16 protein-coding genes and 1 tRNA gene are annotated in these 19,072 nt (G+C 66.5%); 8 read left to right on the top strand and 9 right to left on the bottom strand.

Going from position 1 to position 19,072, the window contains the following annotated elements:
• Positions 1 to 5 precede the first annotated feature (5 nt).
• The 4 genes from araD to DSM104440_RS17600 form a co-directional block, all read right to left on the bottom strand.
• A complete protein-coding gene (gene araD / locus DSM104440_RS17615) occupies positions 6 to 1,739 on the bottom strand; it encodes an L-arabinonate dehydratase (RefSeq protein ID WP_171164966.1) in 1,734 nt (577 codons plus the stop codon).
• The gene (locus DSM104440_RS17610) at positions 1,732 to 2,691 is read right to left on the bottom strand and encodes a Bug family tripartite tricarboxylate transporter substrate binding protein (RefSeq protein WP_171164964.1); all 960 of its coding nucleotides are present in this window, start codon (positions 2,689 to 2,691) and stop codon (positions 1,732 to 1,734) included. The genes araD and DSM104440_RS17610 overlap by 8 nt, the downstream gene beginning before the upstream one ends.
• A 116-nt stretch (positions 2,692 to 2,807) precedes the next feature.
• On the bottom strand, positions 2,808 to 3,845 hold the full coding sequence (locus tag DSM104440_RS17605) for a LacI family DNA-binding transcriptional regulator (RefSeq protein WP_171164962.1): 1,038 nt from the start codon (positions 3,843 to 3,845) through the stop codon (positions 2,808 to 2,810).
• 105 nt (positions 3,846 to 3,950) lie between these two features.
• On the bottom strand, positions 3,951 to 5,009 hold the full coding sequence (locus tag DSM104440_RS17600; protein WP_171164960.1) for an AbrB family transcriptional regulator: 1,059 nt from the start codon (positions 5,007 to 5,009) through the stop codon (positions 3,951 to 3,953).
• A 49-nt stretch (positions 5,010 to 5,058) separates the two neighbouring features.
• On the opposite strand from DSM104440_RS17600, the gene DSM104440_RS17595 reads away from it, so the two are divergent.
• The 7 genes from DSM104440_RS17595 (at position 5,059) to DSM104440_RS17565 (ending at position 13,564) form a co-directional block, all read left to right on the top strand.
• Positions 5,059 to 5,134: transfer RNA gene (locus DSM104440_RS17595), tRNA-Phe, on the top strand.
• Positions 5,135 to 5,444: 310 nt separating this feature from the next.
• Positions 5,445 to 8,408, top strand: coding sequence for a TonB-dependent receptor domain-containing protein (locus DSM104440_RS17590; protein WP_212758123.1), 2,964 nt, complete (start codon positions 5,445 to 5,447; stop codon positions 8,406 to 8,408).
• Between the two features lie 241 nt (positions 8,409 to 8,649).
• A complete protein-coding gene (locus DSM104440_RS17585) occupies positions 8,650 to 9,390 on the top strand; it encodes an ATP-binding protein (protein WP_171164958.1) in 741 nt (246 codons plus the stop codon).
• Between the two features lie 35 nt (positions 9,391 to 9,425).
• Positions 9,426 to 10,124 (top strand): response regulator, encoded by a 699-nt coding sequence (locus tag DSM104440_RS17580; protein WP_212758122.1) that lies wholly within the window; start codon positions 9,426 to 9,428, stop codon positions 10,122 to 10,124.
• Between the two features lie 64 nt (positions 10,125 to 10,188).
• Complete coding sequence (locus DSM104440_RS17575) at positions 10,189 to 10,569, top strand: STAS domain-containing protein (protein WP_171164957.1); 381 nt, start codon at positions 10,189 to 10,191, stop codon at positions 10,567 to 10,569.
• Positions 10,566 to 11,522 carry an MBL fold metallo-hydrolase gene (locus DSM104440_RS17570; RefSeq protein WP_171164955.1) on the top strand — a complete coding sequence of 319 codons (957 nt, stop codon included), beginning with the start codon at positions 10,566 to 10,568 and terminating at the stop codon, positions 11,520 to 11,522. Before DSM104440_RS17575 ends, DSM104440_RS17570 begins: the two co-directional genes overlap by 4 nt.
• 32 nt (positions 11,523 to 11,554) lie before the next feature.
• A complete protein-coding gene (locus DSM104440_RS17565; RefSeq protein WP_171164953.1) occupies positions 11,555 to 13,564 on the top strand; it encodes a CHASE2 domain-containing protein in 2,010 nt (669 codons plus the stop codon).
• Positions 13,565 to 13,612: 48 nt separating this feature from the next.
• On the opposite strand, the gene DSM104440_RS17560 is transcribed toward DSM104440_RS17565, so the two are convergent.
• Both DSM104440_RS17560 and DSM104440_RS17555 read right to left on the bottom strand, forming a co-directional pair.
• Positions 13,613 to 14,230 (bottom strand): OmpA family protein, encoded by a 618-nt coding sequence (locus DSM104440_RS17560; RefSeq protein WP_171164950.1) that lies wholly within the window; start codon positions 14,228 to 14,230, stop codon positions 13,613 to 13,615.
• A 7-nt stretch (positions 14,231 to 14,237) separates the two neighbouring features.
• A complete protein-coding gene (locus DSM104440_RS17555; RefSeq protein WP_171164948.1) occupies positions 14,238 to 14,699 on the bottom strand; it encodes a FecR family protein in 462 nt (153 codons plus the stop codon).
• A 62-nt stretch (positions 14,700 to 14,761) separates the two neighbouring features.
• Here DSM104440_RS17555 and DSM104440_RS17550 point away from each other — a divergent pair, with 62 nt between their 5' ends.
• Positions 14,762 to 15,184 carry an ATP-binding protein gene (locus tag DSM104440_RS17550; protein WP_171164946.1) on the top strand — a complete coding sequence of 141 codons (423 nt, stop codon included), beginning with the start codon at positions 14,762 to 14,764 and terminating at the stop codon, positions 15,182 to 15,184.
• A gap of 51 nt (positions 15,185 to 15,235) precedes the next feature.
• On the opposite strand, the gene pap is transcribed toward DSM104440_RS17550, so the two are convergent.
• The 3 genes from pap to kynA are packed head-to-tail and all read right to left on the bottom strand — an operon-like array spanning position 15,236 to position 19,064.
• Positions 15,236 to 16,702, bottom strand: coding sequence for a polyphosphate:AMP phosphotransferase (pap, locus tag DSM104440_RS17545; RefSeq protein ID WP_171164944.1), 1,467 nt, complete (start codon positions 16,700 to 16,702; stop codon positions 15,236 to 15,238).
• A gap of 2 nt (positions 16,703 to 16,704) precedes the next feature.
• Positions 16,705 to 18,231 (bottom strand): CYTH and CHAD domain-containing protein, encoded by a 1,527-nt coding sequence (locus DSM104440_RS17540; protein WP_171164942.1) that lies wholly within the window; start codon positions 18,229 to 18,231, stop codon positions 16,705 to 16,707.
• Positions 18,228 to 19,064 carry a tryptophan 2,3-dioxygenase gene (gene kynA / locus DSM104440_RS17535; protein ID WP_171164941.1) on the bottom strand — a complete coding sequence of 279 codons (837 nt, stop codon included), beginning with the start codon at positions 19,062 to 19,064 and terminating at the stop codon, positions 18,228 to 18,230. Before kynA ends, DSM104440_RS17540 begins: the two co-directional genes overlap by 4 nt.
• Between the last annotated feature and the right edge of the window lie 8 nt (positions 19,065 to 19,072).

Below are 19,072 nucleotides of genomic sequence, written 5' to 3'. Positions count from 1 at the left end.
CTCTCTCAGTGAATCTCGGGGTCGGGCGTCGGTGCGCCAGCCTCGAGGAAGTCGAAATCGCAGCCTTCGTTGGCCTGCGTGACGTGTTTGAGATAGAGAGTACCGAATCCGCGCGTATAGCGTGGCGCGGGTTCCTTCCAGTCCTTGCGGCGGCGCTCGAGCTCGTTGGCATCGACGAGAAGATCGACGCGCCGGCCGGGAACGTCGAGCGAGATGCGATCGCCCGTCTTCACGAGACCCAGCGGGCCGCCGACGTGGGATTCGGGTGTGACGTGCAGCACGCACGCGCCGTAGCTCGTGCCGCTCATGCGCGCATCCGAGATGCGCACCATGTCGCGGACCCCTTCCTTCAGCAGCTTCTTCGGAATCGGAAGCTGTCCCCACTCGGGCATGCCGGGCGCGCCCAGGGGACCGGCGCTCTGCAGCACGATCACGCAGTCGGCATCGATGTCGAGGTTCGGATCGTCGATGCGCGCGTTCATGTCGTCGTAGTTGGCGAAGACCACCGCGCGGCCCGTGTGCTTTTGCAGGCGCGGCTCCATCGCCGCGGGCTTGATCACCGCGCCGTCGGGAGCGAGCGAACCGAAGAGCACCGCGAGCCCGTCCTTCTCGACGAGCGGGTTGGTGCGCGGGCGAATGACATCCTCGTTCCAGGTCTTCGCGGTCGCGAGGTTTTCGGCGAGCGTCTTTCCGTTCACGGTGACGAGCGAGGTGTCGAGCAGGTCGCCCAGCTCCCGGAGGAGGGCGCGCAGGCCGCCGGCGTAGAAGAAATCCTCCATCAGGTACTGGCCCGACGGACGGATGTTGGCGAGCACCGGCACCTTGTGCGCGAGCTCGTCGAAGCGTTCGATCGTGAGATCCACGCCCGCACGGCGCGCGATCGCGACCATGTGCACGACGGAGTTGGTGGAGCCACCGAGAGCGAGCGCGGTGATGACCGCGTTGTCCACGGACTTCGCATTCACGATGTCCGAGGGCTTCAGGTCTTCCCACACCATGTCGACGATGCGCCGGCCCGAGTTCTCGGCCATCTGCGCGTGGCGCGAATCGGCCGCGGGAATCGAAGCGGCGCCGGGCAGCGTGAGGCCGATCGCTTCCATGGCGCTCGTCATCGTGGAGGCGGTGCCCATCGTCATGCAGTGGCCGGGCGAGCGGGCGATGCCCGCTTCGATGCCTTCCCATTCTTCTTCCGTGATGTTGCCGGCGCGAAGCTCGGCCCAGTACTTCCAGACGTCGCTGCCGCTGCCCAAGGGCTTGCCGCGGAAATCGCCGCGCAGCATCGGTCCGGCGGGCACGAAGATCGCGGGAAGGTTCGCGGAGATCGCACCCATGACGAGCGCGGGCGTGGTCTTGTCGCAGCCGCCCATGAGCACCGCACCGTCGGCGGGATACGCGCGGAGGATTTCCTCCGTTTCCATCGCAAGGAAATTGCGATAGAGCATCGTGGTGGGCTTCTGGAAGGTTTCCGCGAGGGTCATCGCGGGCATCTCCACCGGGAAGCCGCCGGCCTGCCAGATCCCGCGCTTCACTTCCTCCGCGCGCGCACGGAAGTGCGTGTGGCACGGATTCATGTCGCTCCAGGTGTTGATGATCGCGATGACGGGCTTGCCCGCATAGTCGGCGCGGGTGTAGCCCATCTGCGCGGTCCGGGAGCGATGGCCGAAGGAGCGCAGGTCCTTCACCCCGTACCACTTGTGGCTGCGGAGCTCCTCCGGCGTCTTGCGCTTGCGATCAGTCACTTTGCTTGATGCCCGCTCCGTCCACGACGGCCTTCCAGCGCGCGAGCTCGGCGTCCAGGAACTTCGCGAACTCGGCCGGGCTGTTGGCGACGACGTCGAAGCCCATCTCCGTGAACTTCTTCACGACGTCCGGGTGCTTCATCGCGGCGATGAGCGCGGGCTGCAGCTTGTCGGTGACTTCCTTCGGCAATCCCTTGGGAGCGACGAAGGCCTGCCACGAGAACACCTCGAGGCCCTGCACGCCCGATTCGGCGAGTGTGGGCGTGTTGGGGAACGTGGGATCGCGCTTGTCGGAGGTGACGGCGAGGATCTTCATCTTGCCGCCCTTCACGTGCTGCGTGATCGAGCCCAGGTTCTGGAATGAGACGTTCGCGTTGCCCGCGATGATGTCGAGGTGCGCGGCGCTGCCACCCTTGTACGGAACGTGGATGCCCGTCGTGCCCGTCTTCTGCCAGAAGAGCACGGCCGTGAGGTGATCGGACGAGCCGGTGCCCGAGGAGGCGAACGAGACCTTGCCCGGGTTCTTCTTCAGGTAGTCGATGAACTCCGCGACCGTGTTGGCCGGGAAGTTGGCCGTGGCGACCAGCGCGTTGGGCGTGCGCACCGCGACCGACAGCAGGTCGTAGTCCTTCTTCGGGTCATAGCCGAGGTCCTTGTAGAGCACGGGATTGATCGCGAATACGCCGATCGAACCCACGAAGAGCGTGTAGCCGTCGGGCTTCGAATTCGCGACGAACTTGCCGCCGATGCCGCCGTTGGCGCCGGGCTTGTTGTCGATGATGAACGCCTGCCCGAGCGACTTCGAGAGCTCGTTGGAAATGGTGCGCGCGGTGATGTCCGAAGACCCGCCGGGCGTGAAGGGCACGACGACGGTGATCGGGCGCTCGGGGTAGGCCGCCTGGGCCGTGACGGCAGCGAATGCGAGGCACGACAAAAGCCGGTTGAATTTCATGGTTTCTCCTCCTGGGTCAGAAAAAGGGGACAGTCCCCATTTCGGAAAAGGGGACTGTCCCCTTTATTTTGCGTGTCGATGTTAGCGCTGTCATCAAAAGGCTGTCAACGCGGTTTTCACGTGCTGGCACGCTCCACGACCGTGAAGCCAAGGTCCACGATCCGGTGCTCGATCGGTTCGCCCCGCGCCCGCTGGACGATGAAGGCCGCGGCCTGGCGCCCGATGGCCGTTCCGTCCACGCGGACGGTGGTGAGGGCGGGGTGGGTGTGGGCGGCGAAATCGAGGTCGCCGAACCCCATGATCTTGAGCTGCGAAGGCACCGCGACCCCACGGGCTTGGGCCTCGGTGAGCGCGCCCTGGGCGATCACGTCGGAGCTGCAGAAAACCGCATCGATATCCGGGTGCCGGTCCAGCAGCGGGGCGAGGCCGGTGCGGCCGCTGGCGAGCGACGTGGGGGCGGTGACGAGCCGGCAAGGCATCGGTGCGCCCTTGCCCAGCAAGCGGGCCATCGCCTCGGTGAATCCCTGGCGCCGCAGGCCCGCGCGATAGTCGTCGGCGGAGATGATCGCCGGGCGGCGCGCGCCGCGGCTGTAGAGGAATTCCGCGACCGCCGCGCCGGCTTTCTCATGGGAGAAACCGACCAGCATGTCGATGGGCGTGGGCGTGAGGTCCCAGGTCTCGACCACCGGGATTCCCGCCGCCGTGAGCCGCCGCCGGCCTTCCTTCGAATGGATGATGCCCACGTGGATCACGCCGTCCGGGCGCCGCCCGATGATCGCGTCGAGGAGCTCGTTCTCGCGCCGTCCGTCGTATCCCGACTGGCCCAGCACGACCTCGTAGCCGGCCTCCTCGAGCGTGCTGGTGAGTGCCTGCACCGTTTCCAGGAAAACCGGGCTCGCGACGGTCGGGACGATCGCGAAAACGAGGCGGCTGCGGTTGGAGGCGAGGCCGCCGGCGAGGCGGTTGGGCACGTAGCCCGTGCGAGCCACCGCCGCCTGCACTTTCTGGAGCGTATCGGCGGTCAATTGCTGGGGCGTGTTGATCGCCCGGGAGACCGTGATCGGGGAAACGCCGGCCAGGCGCGCCACGTCGGCGAGCGTCATGCCGCCGCCTCCGCGGCGGCCCTTCCGGACCGGTTTCTTCTCCACTTTCATGCGCCAATGATAGCGCTGACAGAAAAAGGGGACAGTCCCCTTTTTGGAAATGGATCCGCAGATGAACGCCGATACACGCAGATGGACCTGACCCCCTATCTGCGTTTATCCGCGTTTATCTGCGGACGATCGCCTTTCCGTCACCCACCGGTAGATCGGATCGCACAGGCTCACCACGATGACGTAGCGGCACACGTGCGCGGCGGTGACGAAGGGCACGCCGATCTTCAGGACCTTCGCCGTGATGGCCATCTCGACGATGCCTCCGGGGGCGGCCGCGAGGAGCGAGGAGCCCAGGTACGCGCCCGACGTCCACGCGATCAGCGCGCCCACGCCGGCCGAAAGCGCGATGAGCACCGCGATCGATACGAGCACTGCCCCCATGAAGCGCGGCGCCTCGCGCAGGAAGCGCTGCTGGAATTGCGTGCCCATCACGCCGGCGAGGACGAGTTGCGCCGCGTTCGAAGCCAGCGGCGGCACGGAGGAGAGAGTGACGCCGGCGATGGTGAGTGCGATCGCGGCGAAGAGCGGCCCGATCATGAAGGCATTGCGGATCTTCAGGCGCTGCGCGAGGAGGGCCACAGCGAGTGCCACCGCGATGAGCACCGCGAAGCCGCCGGGCTCGAACGTGCGCGCGATCGGCTGGTAGTCGTCCACGCCGGAGAAACCCGCGAGCGTCATGGCCACAGGGATCGCGAGGACGACGATCAGCATGCGCAGCGAATGCGCGAGCGCGATGCGATCGACCTTGGCGCCGCGCATCTCGCCCATCACCGCCATCTCGCCGGCACCTCCGGGCATGCAGGAGAAGTACGCGGTGGTGCCATCCACGCCGGAGAGTCGCGCGAGCACGCGGCCGCTCACCGCACCCGCGCCGATCGCGGCGAATCCCAGCGCGATGAAATAGAGGCCATAGGTAGAGATCTCGCGCACGACCGGCGGCGTGAAATAAAGGCCGAGGGCCACGCCGATCACGAGCTGGCCGCCCTCGCGCGCGAAGGGCAGCGACTCGAGGCGCGCGCCGCTGAACTGGCAGATCGCCATCGCGACCAGCGGACCGATCATCCACGGCAGCGGCGTGCCCAGCCAGGCGCACAGCGATCCGCCGGCCAGGCAAACGGCCAGCCCGGCCGCGATCGCGAGGCCCCTCCTGTCCTTCGTCATGCGGGGGTGTGGCTCTGAAAGGTCGAAAACGCTATAATTTCGGGCTCCCGGCCTGGTAGCTCAGTTGGTAGAGCAGCGGATTGAAAATCCGTGTGTCGGTGGTTCAATTCCGCCCCAGGCCACCAAATTCTCTGAGCGAAACCCGCCTTTATGGCGGGTTTTTCTTTTCAAGCGTGTGGCGCGCGCGCAACGCCGTGGAAAATTTCACGCACCCGCAATCGTAATAGTAGGTCACGCACGTTACCGAATGCTGCATCGCGCGGGTGCGCTGCCGGGCTCGCTCGCACGGGGCGTCGTGCCACGGAAATCCTTGGGCTTTTTTCGTCGCGGCGCGTAACGCGGCGTCGCAATCTGCTTCGCACGCGCATCTCGCTTCCATAGATGCTGGCGTCCTCTGCCCGGCTGTCGCCGGACATAAAACTGGGGAGCCCCATCGTGACGCACACGCACAAGAAGCTCGTCCGCTGCCTGATGGCCGCGGGCATCGTCGGCGCTGCATCGACCGTCCATGCGCAGCAACCATCGCAGGCCGCTGCGAAAGTCGAGAAGGTTGAAGTGACGGGCACGCGCATCCAGGCGCCCGAGCTCGAGGGCGCAAGCCCGGTCGCGGTGATCCGCGCCGAAGACATCAAGCTCGAGGGCGTGCGCAACGTCGAGAGCCTGCTCAACAACCTGCCGCAGGTGCTTGCCGAATACGGCAGCAACGATTCGAACGGCGCGACCGGTATCGCCACCGCGAACCTGCGCAACCTGGGCTCCGTGCGCACCCTCGTGCTCGTGAACGGCCGCCGCCTGCCGCCGGGCAGCCCGATCGGCAGCACGCTCGCACCCACGTGGTCCGCCGACTTGAACACGATTCCCGCCGCGCTCATCCGCCGCGTGGACGTGCTGACGGGCGGCGCTTCCGCGGTCTACGGCTCGGACGCGATCGCGGGCGTCATCAACTTCATCATGAACGACAACTTCGAGGGCGTTCAGGGCGAAGTGAACTATTCGTTCTACAACCACCAGCAGAACAACCCCAAGGGCATTTCCGACATCGTCGCGGGCCGCGCCGTCACGAACCCGCAGCAGTTCCGCGTTCCGGGCGATATCAAGAGCGACGGCGAGACCACCGACGTGAGCCTGATGCTCGGCGGCAACTTCGCCGACAACAAGGGCAACGCGACGGTCTTCTTCGGCTACACGAAGGTCGAGGCGCTGCTCCAGTCGGAGCGCGACTTCAGCGCGTGCGCCCTGAACCTCAACACGGCGGGAGATGGCTACGTCTGCGGCGGCTCGGGCACGAGTTACCCCGGCCAGTTCGTGCTCAACGGCGGAACGGGAGCGGCCCGCACGGTCGCCAACGCCGCGGGCAACACGCGTCCGTATATCGGCGCGACCGACCAGTACAACTTCGGCCCGCTCAACTTCTTCCAGCGTCCTACCGAGCGCTACTCGTTCGATGCGTTCGCGCACTACGACGTGACGCCGCATGCACGCGTCTACAGCGAGTTCGGCTTCCACGATAACCACACCAACTCGCAGATCGCGCCCAGCGGCCTGTTCGGCGTGGCGGTCAACGTGACGGGCGCCAACCCGCTGCTGTCGGCCGATTGGCGTCGCGACCTCGGGCTCACGACCGACGCTTCGACGCATAACGTCGTGATCCTGCGCCGCAACGTCGAAGGCGGCGGCCGCCAGGCGGACCTGCGCAACACGTCTTATCGCGGCGTGCTCGGCGTGAAAGGCGATGTCTTCAACAACTGGCAGTACGACGTCTACGGGCAGATGGCGCAGGTCGTCTACCAGCAGGTCTTCCGCAACGAGCTCTCGATCGCACGCTCCCAGCGCGCGCTCGATGTGGTCACCAATCCGGCGACGGGCCAGGCCGCTTGCCGCTCGTTCCTGGACGGAACGGACCTCGCGTGCGTGCCCTACAACATCTGGTCGCTCGACCAGGTCACGCAGGGCGCGCTCAACTACGTGCAGATCCCGGGTTTCCAGACCGGCCACACGAAGCAAAGCGTCGTGGGTGCCACGATGTCCGCGGACCTTGCCGACTACGGCATCAAGCTCCCGGGTGCGCGCAGCGGTATCGGTGTCGCGTTCGGATTCGAGCGGCGCGTGGACGAGCTGCTGCGCGAAGTGGACGTCGCGTTCTCCTCGGGCGACCTCGCGGGCCAGGGCGGCTCGACGCAGGGCGTGGGCGGGCAGATCGCGGTGAAGGACATCTTCATGGAAGCGCGCCTGCCGATCCTCGAGCGCCAGGACTGGGCGCACCTGCTGAGCGTCAACGGCAGCTGGCGGCGTTCCGACTACAGCACCGGCGAGAAGACCGATTCCTACGGGATGGGCATCGAGTGGGCGCCGGTGAAGGCCGTGCGCTTCCGCGGCAGCTACCAGCAGGCGGTGCGCGCGCCCAACGTGTTCGACCTCTACACGCCGCTCACCCCGGGCCTCTACAACAACACGTCTGATCCGTGCGCCACCGCCACTCCGACGGCGACCGCAGCGCAGTGCGCGTTCACCGGCGTCACCGCGGCCCAGTACGGCCACATCCTCGACAGCCCCGCGGGCCAGTACGGCGGCGCCTTCGGCGGCAACGTGAACCTGAAGGCGGAAACGGCGAAGACGCAGACGCTGGGCATCGTGTTCGAGCCGCTGCCGAACCTGAGCGCCTCGATCGACTACTACAACATCAAGGTCGAGGACGTGATCACGGCGCTGCCGCCGCCCACCATCCTCAACCAGTGCCTCGCGACCGGCAATCCGCAGTTCTGCAGCCTGATCACCCGCGACTCGGCGGGCACGCTCTGGCTGCTGCCGCAGGCGGTCATCGTGGCGTCGAACCTGAACGTCGCCGAGTGGACGACGTCGGGCTTCGATTTCATGGCGACCTACACGCACAAGTTCGGCGGCGAGTGGGGTGCGCTCAACGTCAACTTCAACGGCACATACCTGAAGGAGTTCAAGCAGCAGCAGTTCCCGGGCAGCCCCGAGTACGACTGCGCGGGCCTCTTCGGGACGGTGTGCGGCGTGACGCTGACGGTGCTGCCCGAGTGGCGCCACAAGATGCGCGCGACGTGGGCGACGCCGTGGAACACGGACGTCGCGCTCACCTGGCGCTACATCTCCGAGGTGGACTACGAGGGCACGAGCAGCAGTCCGATCCTCGCCGCCACGGTTCCGTCGATCGACTCGAAGTTGAAGGCGATGAACTACATCGACCTCGCGGCCAACTGGCGCATCAACAAGAACTACCAGCTCACGGCCGGCATCAACAACCTCTTCGACGAGGATCCGCCGATCGTGAACCAGACCTTCGCGGGCGCGCCGTTCGGCAACGGCAACACGTATCCGAACCTGTATGACGCGATCGGCCGGAAGATCTTCGTGACCTTCACGGCGAAGTTCTGACGAAAGGCTTGGAAGGGTACGGTCACAAACCGTAGCGTGACCGTCGCATCAGCACTATGTAGCGCATACGCCACCCTGAATATCATCGAACAATCTGTACCAAAGGGGTACTCAGGGTGGCGTGGCGATGCAGTTTCTCTCAAGTACCATCGGTCGCCTCGCGGCCGCGATCCTCCGCCGCGATCTGTTGCGCGTGCGTGACGCTGGTTGCGCATTGTCAGATGGCAAGCTGGATACCCGCGTGTACCTGAGCGCCAACTCTCCCCTCCATTCGTTCGGCGACGCCTTCAACTCCATGGCCGGGCGCCTTGCCGTGCTCATGGCTTCGCACAAGGAACTCACCAGCGCGGTGTCGCACGAGCTTCGCCACCCGCTCATGCGCCTGCGCTTCCGCCACTCGCTCGTCATGGAGGCGGTCACGCCCGACGAGCGTGAGCACAACCTCGAGCGCATGTCGGAGGACCTGGACCTCCTCGATCGCCTCGCCGACGAACTCCTCACCTACGCCCAGCTCGAGCGGGCCGAGCCCGAGGTTCGCCTGGAGAAGCTGCAGGTGGCACCCTGGCTCGCGGCGATCGAACGCCAGGGCCGCGAGATGGTGGGCGCGCGCGGCGACGACCTTGCGCTGGAGTTCCGCGTCTGCGCGATCGAGCTGCGCGCCGAGCCTCGCTACCTTGCGCGCGCGGTTGGCAACCTGCTTTCGAACGCCATCCGCTTCGCGTCCCACAAGATTCGCGTGACGGTTGAATCCGATCCCTCGGGCAGCCGCATCCATGTGGATGACGACGGACCCGGCGTGCCCACCGGGGCCCGCGAGCAGGTCTTCGAGCCCTTCTGGCGCGGAGACGCGAGCCGTGACCGCAAGGCCGCGGGGTTCGGGATCGGTCTCGCGCTCGTGCGCCGCATCGCGCGCTGGCATGGCGGCGATGCGACGGTTGGCGAAAGCGCCCTGGGCGGCGCGAGGTTCACGATCTCATGGTGACGGGAGCGCTGGCGATGGCGAGGGATCCGGCAAGGGTGCTGCCTCGCGTCCTGATGGTGGACGACGACGACCGGCTGGTCGCCGCCGTCTCCGAATACCTGGGAAACAACGGGCTCGAGATGCGCTCGGTCTCTCGCGGCGACGAAGTGCTGGGCGAAGTGCGCCGCGCCGATCCCGACCTCATCATCCTCGACCTCATGCTGCCCGGCCTCGACGGCTTCGAGGTCTGCCGGCAGCTTCGCGACGCCGCGGCGCACATGCCGGTGCTGATCCTCACGGCGCGCGACGAGGACTTCGATCACGTCCTGGGCATGGAAATTGGCGCCGATGATTACCTCATCAAGCCGGTCGCACCCCGGGTGCTGCTCGCCCACGTGAAGGCGATGCTCCGGCGCCAGGCCACGCGCAAGGATGAAGGGCAGACGCAAACACTCACCTTCGGCGCGCTCACGATCAACCGGCTCACGCGCGAGGTCTCGTTGCTCGGCGAGCGCATCACGATGACCTCGGCGGAGTTCGATCTCCTGTGGCTGCTCGCTTCCCATGCCGGGGAGCTCATGCATCGCGATGACATCCTCAAGCGCCTGCGCGGTCTGGACCACGCGCACGAGGACCGGTCGGTCGATGCGCGCCTCTATCGGCTGCGCAAGCGCTTCGGGGATTCCGACGGCGTGCTGCGCCGCATCAAGACGGTCCGGCCCCACCGGTACCTGTTCAGCGTGGAGCCCTGGTAACGCCCGGTTGCCCGCTGTCGCGGCCTCACTCACAATAGGCCGCAGATTTCCCCAAAACGAGAAAATGCTGACCCATCGGCGCAGCGCCAACGCGGTCGTCCTGTCCGTGTCCGGTCGGCTCGACCAGGACACGTGCGAGGCGTTTCGTGCCGAGCTGATGACCCACCTGGATGCGACTTCGAGGGATGGCCGGGGTATCGTCCTCGACCTCTCGGGGCTGGAATACGTCTCCTCGGCGGGTTTGCGCTGCTTCATGCTCGCTTCGCGCCAGGCCAAGGCGCAGCATTCCCGGATTGCCGTCGCCGCGCTCCAGCCGATGGTCGCGGAGATCTTCGAGATCAGCCATTTCAACCTGGTATTCCAGGTGTACGGGACGGTCGATGAGGCCGTGAACGCCGTTTCCGCCGACAAGAGTCCGACGTATAAAGGCCGGGAGAATTCTTGAAGATCCGCTTCTGGGGTACCCGCGGTTCCATTCCGGTGGCCCTGACGGCCGTCGATATCCGCGACAAGCTCGCCCAGGCGCTGGTCCAGGCTTCGGGAAGGACGTTCGACACCTACGAGCAGGCCCACGCCTACGCGAGCTCCGAGCTCGACTTCTCGCTCACCCATACCTTCGGGGGGCACACGCCGTGCGTCGAGCTCGAGGCGGGTGACGACGAGTACTACGTCTGCGACATGGGCAGCGGGGCGCGGCCCTTCGGCGTGCACGTGCTCGCCAAGCAGGCGCGCAAGCCCGCGACGGTGAATGTCTTCATGTCCCACGTGCACTGGGACCACATCATGGGCTTTCCCTTCTTCGGGCCGGCGTACGTGCCGGGCACGAAGATCCGCATCCATGGCTGCCACGACGTGGTCGAGCAGGCGTTCCGCCTGCAGCAGGCCGCGCCGTTCTTCCCGGTCGATTTCTCGCAGCTCGCGGCGAACATCGAGTTCGTGAAGCTCGTGCCCGACCAGCCCAACAAGGTCGGCAGCTTCACCGTGATCCCGCACCTGCAGCTGCACTCGGGCGACTCCTACGGCTTTCGCTTCGAGAAGGACGGCAAGAGCGTCATCTACTCGACCGACTCGGAGCACAAGCTCGAGAACCGCGCCGAGGCCGAGGGCTTCGCGAACTTCTTCCGCAACGCCGACATCGTGATCTTCGATGCGATGTACGCGCTCGCCGAGGCGATCAGCGTGAAGGCCGACTGGGGCCACTCGAGCAACATCGTCGGCGTGGAGCTGTGCCAGATGGCGCGCGCGAAGCACCTCGTGCTCTTCCACCACGAGCCCGCCAACGACGACGCGACGCTCGAGTCCCTGCTCAAGGAAGCGCGCCGCTTCGAGGAGCTCACGCGCAGCGATCACGTGCTCAAGGTCTCCGCTTCGTACGACGGATTGGAGATCCAGCTCTGAACCCCCTCGGCGGCTTCCGGGCAGCCGCCCTGGTGTTGCTCGCCGCGCTCTCGTTCCTCCTGGTCAGTTCCCCCGAACCCATCGAGCGTTTTCACGCCGGCGTGTTCGACGCGTACCAAAGACTCTTCCCGCTCGAGCGCACGGCCGAGCCCGTCGTCATCGTCGCGATCGACGAACATTCGCTGCGCGAGTTCGGCCAGTGGCCGTGGCCGCGCACGCGCGTGGCTGAACTGATCCGCCGCATCGGCGAGGGCAAGCCCGGCGCGATCGGCTTCGACCTTTTCTTTCCCGAGCCCGATCGCTTCTCGCCGGGCAACATCGCATCCACTCCGGGAATGCCGGGCGACGCGGCGAAGGTGCTGATGTCGCTGCCGACCAACGATTCGGTCCTCTCGGAAGCGATCGCGTCGCAGCCCGTCCTCCTGGGCATCTCGGCCGAGCGCGAGCTCGATCCGCGCTTTCCCGCGCCGCCGCCTTCGCAGCCGCTGCGCACGTTCGCGCAGCGCGAGCTTCCCATCGATCGCTACGCGGGCCATATCGGCAACCTTCCGGTGCTGGGCTCGGCGGCGAAGGGCTATGGGTTGATCAACTCCGGCTCGGCCTCGGCGATCGTGCGCCGCGCTCCGCTCATCGCGCGCGTCGGCGAGGGCACGTTCGGCTCGCTCGGTCTCGAGACGCTGCGCCAGGCGCTCGGCGAGAAGCTCACCGTGCGCGAAGCGCCGCACGGGATGATCTCGATCGAGTTCGGCGAGGTGAAGACGTTGGCGCAGGACGACGGCACCGCGTGGATCCGATTCGGCCCGCACGACGGCACGCGCTTCGTCACGGCGTACGACGTGATGCTCAATCGCCTCAAGCCGGGGACGTTCGAGGGCAAGGCCGTGCTCGTCGGGGTCACGGGGCTGGGCCTGCTCGATTTCAAGACGACCCCGCTCGGCGAGCTCGTGCCCGGTGTCGAAGTGCACGCGCAAGTCGCGGAGAATCTCGCCGCGGGCGTGTACCTCCAGCGATGGGAGCGTGCGGCGCGCATCGAAGGGGCGTTCCTGCTCGCACTCGGATTGCTTTTCATCGTCGTCGTGCCGCGGCTGCGCGCGCAGCGCGGCCTCGCCCTCGTCGTGGGGTCGGTGGGCGGCACGCTGGTCGCGGGGCTCGTCGCCTTCGCGTGGGGCGGATTGCTGTTCGATCCCGTGCTGCCCGCGTTCGGCGCGGTCGCGGTGTTCGGCATGGTGCTGGTGGGCACGCTCGCGCAATCGGAGCGGCAACGGCGGGTGCTGCGCGAACAAGCCGCACGCCTCGCGGGCGAGCTCGATGCCGCGCGGCGCATCCAGATGGGATTGCTGCCGGATCCCGCGGAGATCTTCGCGGACGAGCGGCGCATCGAGATGGCGGCTCTCCTCGAACCCGCGCGCACGGTCGGCGGCGATTTCTACGACTGCTTCATGGTGGGCGCCGATCGCGTCGTGTTCGTGGTCGCCGATGTCTCGGGCAAGGGACTGCCGGCCGCACTCTTCATGGCGAGCGTGAAGTCGCATCTGAAAAGCGCGGCGCTGCGCGGCGGCGAGGCGGGTGTGATGCTCACGCGCGCGCAGGAGGAGATCTCGCGCGAGAACCCGGAGCAGCTCTTCGTCACGGCGTTCCTCGGTTCGCTCGATCTCGAGACCGGCATGCTCGAGTGCGCGAACGCCGGCCACGAACCGCCCTATGCGCGCACGCCCAACGGCACGCCCGAGCGGCTCGTTCCCGATGGCGGCCCGCCGCTGTGCGTGATCGAGGGCTACGTATTCCCGACGTGGAAGCGCCGGCTCATGCCTGGCGAGTGGATGTGCGTGGTGACCGACGGCGCGACCGAGTCGCAGAATCCGCGCGGCGAGTTCTTCGGCACCGAGCGTCTCAAGGTTTCACTGGGATGGATGCCCGAGGACGTGACGCCCGATTTCCTCGTGAGGAAAGTGCGCGACGACGTGCATCGCTTCGCCGAGGACGCGGAGCAGGCTGACGATCTGACGCTGCTTGCATTGAAATGGAACGGCGGAACTGTCTAGAAAAGCAGATCCCTCGGGCTGCCTCGGGATAAACGCGCTGAAAACAACCTAACGCACGTTTATCTCTACGCGCCTGTTCCTGGGCTCGGAGACGTTGTCTTCGGTGGGCACGAGCAACTCGCGCTCGCCACGGCCCGCGGCCTGAACGCGCTCGGCGGCCAGGCCCATGAAGACCATCATCTCGCGCAGGCGCTCGGCGCGCTGCAGCGACAGCTTGTCGTTGAAGGGACCGCTGCCCACCGTGTCGGTGTGGCCGATCACGACGATGTCGGGCAAGGGGCGGCGGGCGAGCTCGATGAACACGCGCTCGAGCTCCTTCTTCGATTCGACCGTGAGCTCATCCTTGCCTTCGAGGAAGTAGAGGATGAACGACGCGGGCCGGCCGGGCAGCGCCTGGAGCGTGGACCCGAACGACGCGCGGACGTCGGCTTCGGTGAGTTTCCCGCCGACCATCTCGCCGCTGGGCTGGATGAGCTGCGCGCCGTAGGCCGTGTCGATCACGCGCGAGCTGCCCGCGCTGTTGACGACGATGGAGCCGACCTTGCCTTCCTTGCTGGGGAGGACGGCGAAGAGCTCGGGAGCGACCGGACCGGTCTTCGGTGCGGCGCAAGCGGCCGCGAGGATCAGGAGGACCCCGGCAGCGCCGAGGCCCGTGAAGCGCTTCAAGGCTTGCCTAGTTGGATTTCGGCTCGTCGACCTGCACGACGAACTCGGTGCCGCGCACGCCCATCACGGCCGAGGGGGTGCGGATCTTCATCGACTCGGGCGCCTGCTTGACCATCTTGCCCGAGACCGCGGCGAGCTTGCCCTTCTTGAGCGAGCCTTCGAATTCACCGGCGTGCGTCGTGGAATCGAAGCTGTACTTCTCGATCGAGAAGACGCTGTTCGGGCCCACGGAGACGAGGCTGTTGTCCGTGAAGGTGATCCCCGCGGAGCCGTCGGCGCCCGTCGTGATCTTGTCGGAAGTCTTGATCGCCATGCCGACCTTCACCGGCTGCGAGGTGCCTGCGCGCTCGACCATCACCGTACCCTTGGCGACCTTCACCTGGCCGATGTCCTGGGCCGCGACAGCGCCTGATGCGAGCGCGAAAACGCCCGCCACGAAAACCTTGATCACCGTCGAACGCGCGCTCATGACCTCTCCCGGTTTGCTCTTATGTAATTGCTACATCCTATAATGCCTCAAAGGACAAAACTGTGAACACGATCACAACCCGCATGGGGATGTTCCCGTCCCGTCTGGAGGCCTGGAAGCAGGCGCGGGCGTTCATCGAGGGCTTTTGCGAGGGCGCGGGCACCAAGCGGCCTTCCTGCCTGAAGCTGTGCCTCGTCATCGAGGAGCTCTTCCTCAACACCGTGAAGCATGGCCACCGCGGCGGCAGCGATGCACCGGTCTGGGTCTCGCTCGCGGCCGACGGCGACGAAGTCGCGCTCACCTACGAGGATCGCGCCCCACCCTTCAATCCGTTCGCTCGCGCCACGCGCGAGCTGCTCGAAGCGCTGGTCGATACGCGGCGTGAAGGCGGTCTGGGCGTGCTTCTCGCGCATGGGCTCACCGAGAGCGCGGAGTACTCGTACATCTTCGGTCGCAACCGCATCAGCCTTAAGCTCGCGAACTGAAATAAGCGTACTTATTTCATCCCGAGGTTCAGGACACGAGGGATCCGCTTTTCACGACAGCGCCTTCGTCAGCTTCTCCAGCACCTCGATGCGCGCGTGCAGCTTGTCGGTTGCGGCGATGAGGTGCCAGGGCGCGGGATCGGTCGAGGTGCGCTCGATCATGTCGCACACCGCGCGCTCGTAGGCGGGCCACTTCTTGCGGTTGCGCCAATCCTCGGCGGTGATCTTGAACTGCTTGTGCGGCGTATCCGCGCGCGCCTTGAAGCGCTTGAGCTGCTCTTCAGGCGTGATCGCCATCCAGAACTTCACCACGACCGCGCCCGATTCCACGAGCTGCGACTCGAATTCGTTGATCTCCTGGTAGGCACGCATCCAGTCGATCTCGGAGGCGAACTTCTCGACGCGCTCGACCAGCACGCGTCCGTACCAGGAGCGATCGAAGATGGCGACCTGGCCGTGGCCGGGCATGTGGCGCCAGAAACGCCACAGGTACGGTTGGGCGCGCTCTTCCTCGGTAGGCGCGGCGACCGGAATCACGCGGTAGTGGCGGGAATCGAGCGCCTGCGTGATGCGCCGGATCGTGCTGCCCTTGCCCGCGGCATCCATGCCTTCGAAGCACAGCACGAGCGAACGATTGCGCATCGCCTTGCCGCGGCTGAGGTAGGCGAGCTTCGCCTGCAGCTCGTCGAGCCGCTCGTCGTACTTCGCGCGCGTGAGCGTGCGCTTGTAGTCGAGCGCGCGCAGGATGTTGCGGCCGTCGAGCGGGGCGGCGGCCACCGGGGCCACCGCGGGAATCACCGTCTTTTCGCCGTCGAGGCGGTGGCGCAGCGCATCGAGCAGGATGCGCCCGGCGGTGAGCGACCGGTATTCGTTGTCGGATCCGTCGATCACGTGCCATGGCGCCGCACCGGTCGACGTTTCGCGCAGCGCGTCTTCGCTCACGTCGCGGAACTTGTCGTAGCTCTTGTGGTTCTTCCACTCCTGCCTCGTCACGCGCCACGCGGTGCGCTTGTTGGCCGAGAGCTTGCGGAAGCGATCGCGCTGGGCCTTCTTCGACAGGTGGAACCACAGCTTCACCAGCACGATGCCTTCGGCGGCGAGCATGAATTCCAGCCGGCGGATGCGCTCGAGCGAGCGGGCGAACGCGGCGCGGCCCATGCGACCGGTGACGCGGGAGACGACGGGGTCGGTGTACCACGACGCGAAGAAGATCCCGATGCGGCCCTTGCCGGGCAGCGATTGCCAGTAGCGCCACATCTCGCCGCGCTCGCGCTCGTAGTTCGTCGGCGGACCGAAGGCCACGGACCGGATGTGGCGCGGGTCCATCCACTCGTTGAAGAGGTTCACCGTCTCGCCCTTGCCCGAGCCGTCGACGCCGCCGACGATCACGAGCACGGAGGACTCGGGTTTCTTGAGGAGCTCGTACTGCGCCTCGAGCAGCGCGCGGCGCAGCTTCGGTTCTTCGCGCTTGTAGCGCGCCTTGTCGAGCTTGTGGCCGATCTCGGCGGATTCGAACATCGTCAACCCTCCAGGGATGGTGCTGCGGGCTTCCTTGCCCAGAAGCGCTTGGTGCCATCGAGCGCGGCGACATGATCGGCGAGGCTCGCGACATCGTCCTCGGCGCGGGCAGCAAGATAGCCCCGGGCGAAACTCGCGAAGGCTGCCGGGGCCTCGAGCTCGGAGACCAGCTGCATCGCCGTCGTGGCGTCGTTCGCACGGCCCAGCACGTCCTGCAGGCGGCCGAGCGCGCGCGAGTACTTCTCGACCCGCGAATCCTTGAACAGCGAAGCGAAGCCATCGACGCAATAGCGCAGGCGCTTCGCGTCGATGCGAATCTGGTGGCGCTCCTCGGGCGAGCGCTTCGCGAGCTGCTTCGCGTCGGCGAGGAGGCGCTTGTGGCGCTTGCGAATCAGGGCCGAGGCGAAGTCCGTGAGCGATTCGCCGGCGATTCGTGGGGGCGGTTCATCGGAGAGCCAGCGCGCGAGGTCGAGCACGAGTGTTGCGTACGCGGCCGAGCGCAGGGCTTCGCGCGCGGTGTCGCGCTCCCTCATGCGGCGAGCCGTGGCGCGTGAGGCGAGGCTGCGCGAGAGCTTCGCGTCGCCGAACGATTTGCGCAGACTCGGAAGCACTTCCGTCGCGAACACATCCCAATCGCGCGCACCGCCAAAGGCCCGGGCGATGTCACCCAGGGCTTCGCGCCACTGCTCCGTGCGCGGATCGCCGAGCTCGTCGCGGAAGAGGCGAAGCGCGGAGCGCATGCGGCGAAGCGCCACGCGCGCCTGGTGCACGAACTCCGGATCGTTCGAAACGAGCAGGTCTTCCTCGTTCGCCTGCAGTTGATCGAGGGCCGTGCCCACGATCGCGCGCGCAGCCCGCGCGATGCTCATCGACGCCTCGAGCTCGACGGCACTCGCCTTGCGGGGCGCGAGTTCCGCATTGCGCACCAGGCGATTCCCGCGTTGCGCCTTCGTGACCGCGCTCGGACGCAGCCGCACCACTTTCATCAACGAGTGCGCGAGGTCGAAGGCGGCGTCCCGCGGGCCCTCGAGCACCTCGATCTCGACTTCACAGACGGCTTCCGTGCGATCGCCGCTGCGCACCTCGCCGCGATCGAGCGCCACCTCGAGGCGCTCACCCGGCTGGGGTTCGACGATCCAGGTCTCGCGCTGGAAATCGACGGTGAATGCGTTGGCGAGCTGGTCCTGGAGACGCTCGGGCTGCTTCATCGCGAAGAGCGGTGTCGCGACGAAGAGTGTCAGATCGAGCGTCGGCTCCTTGCGCGGGAACTCCCATTCGCCGCGCGAATGCAGCCCGCCGGTGCCGCTCGTGCCGCCCTTAAGGGCTTGCGTCCAGCGGCCACCCGCCTTGCGCAGCCGCAGCGCCATTCCGGCATCGGCCAGCGCGTGGTCCGGCGTATCGAAGTAGAGGTTGAGCAGGCGCTGGCGCCGCGGCTTCGACTTCTTCAGCGCGGGCGCACGCTCGAACGCCTTCGCATCCTCGGGCGCGATGGCGAACTTGAGTTCCGTTTCCGTCGGATCCGCGCTCACAGCGATGTCCTCGCGCGCCACAGCTCGGGGAACAGCACGACCTCGACCATGCGTCGCAGGTAACCCACGCCCGAGGTTCCGCCCGTGCCGCGCTTGAAGCCGATCACGCGTTCGACGGTCGTCGCATGGCGGAAGCGCCACTGGCGGAACGCGTCTTCGAGGTCCACGAGCTTCTCGGCGAGCTCGTAAAGGTCCCAGTGCTCGTGGGTCGTCTTGTAGACCTTCACCCACGCGGCGAGGACGGATTCGTTGAACTCGTGGGACTTCGTCCAATCCCGCTCCGCGACCTCGCGATCGATCGCGAATCCACGGGCGGCGAGCGTGCGTATCGCTTCATCATAGAGCGAGGGTTCGCGATGCAACTGCTCGAGGGGGGCCAGGAGGTCGGCACGGTGGCGATGCGGCTCGAGCATCACCGCACTCTTGTTGCCGAGCAGGAATTCCACCATCCGGTATTGGTAGGACTGGAATCCCGACGAGCTTCCGAGGTCGCCACGGAACGCGGAGTACTCCGCCGGGGTCAACGTAGCAAGCACGTCCCACGATTGGTTGAGCTGCGCCATGATCCGGGCGACGCGAGCGAGCATCTTGAAGGCGGGCTGCAGGTTTCCGGTGCGGATCGCGTCACGCGCGCCCTTCAGCTCGTGGATCATGAGCTTCATCCACAGCTCGGTGGCCTGGTGCTGGACGATGAACAGCAGCTCGTTGTGGTTACCCGAGCGCGGGCTTTGCGCGTCGAGGATCCTATCGAGCCGCAAGTAATCGCCATAGCTCATCTCGCCGGCGAAATCGAGCCGGGCGCCGTCGGCGGGAGGGTCGTTTTGCTGTGTCATCGCTGCGT

Source organism: Usitatibacter palustris (assembly GCF_013003985.1).
GTDB lineage: Bacteria > Pseudomonadota > Gammaproteobacteria > Burkholderiales > Usitatibacteraceae > Usitatibacter > Usitatibacter palustris.
The sequence above is the reverse complement of the archived record's forward strand: the minus strand, read 5'-3'. Positions and strand labels throughout refer to the sequence as shown.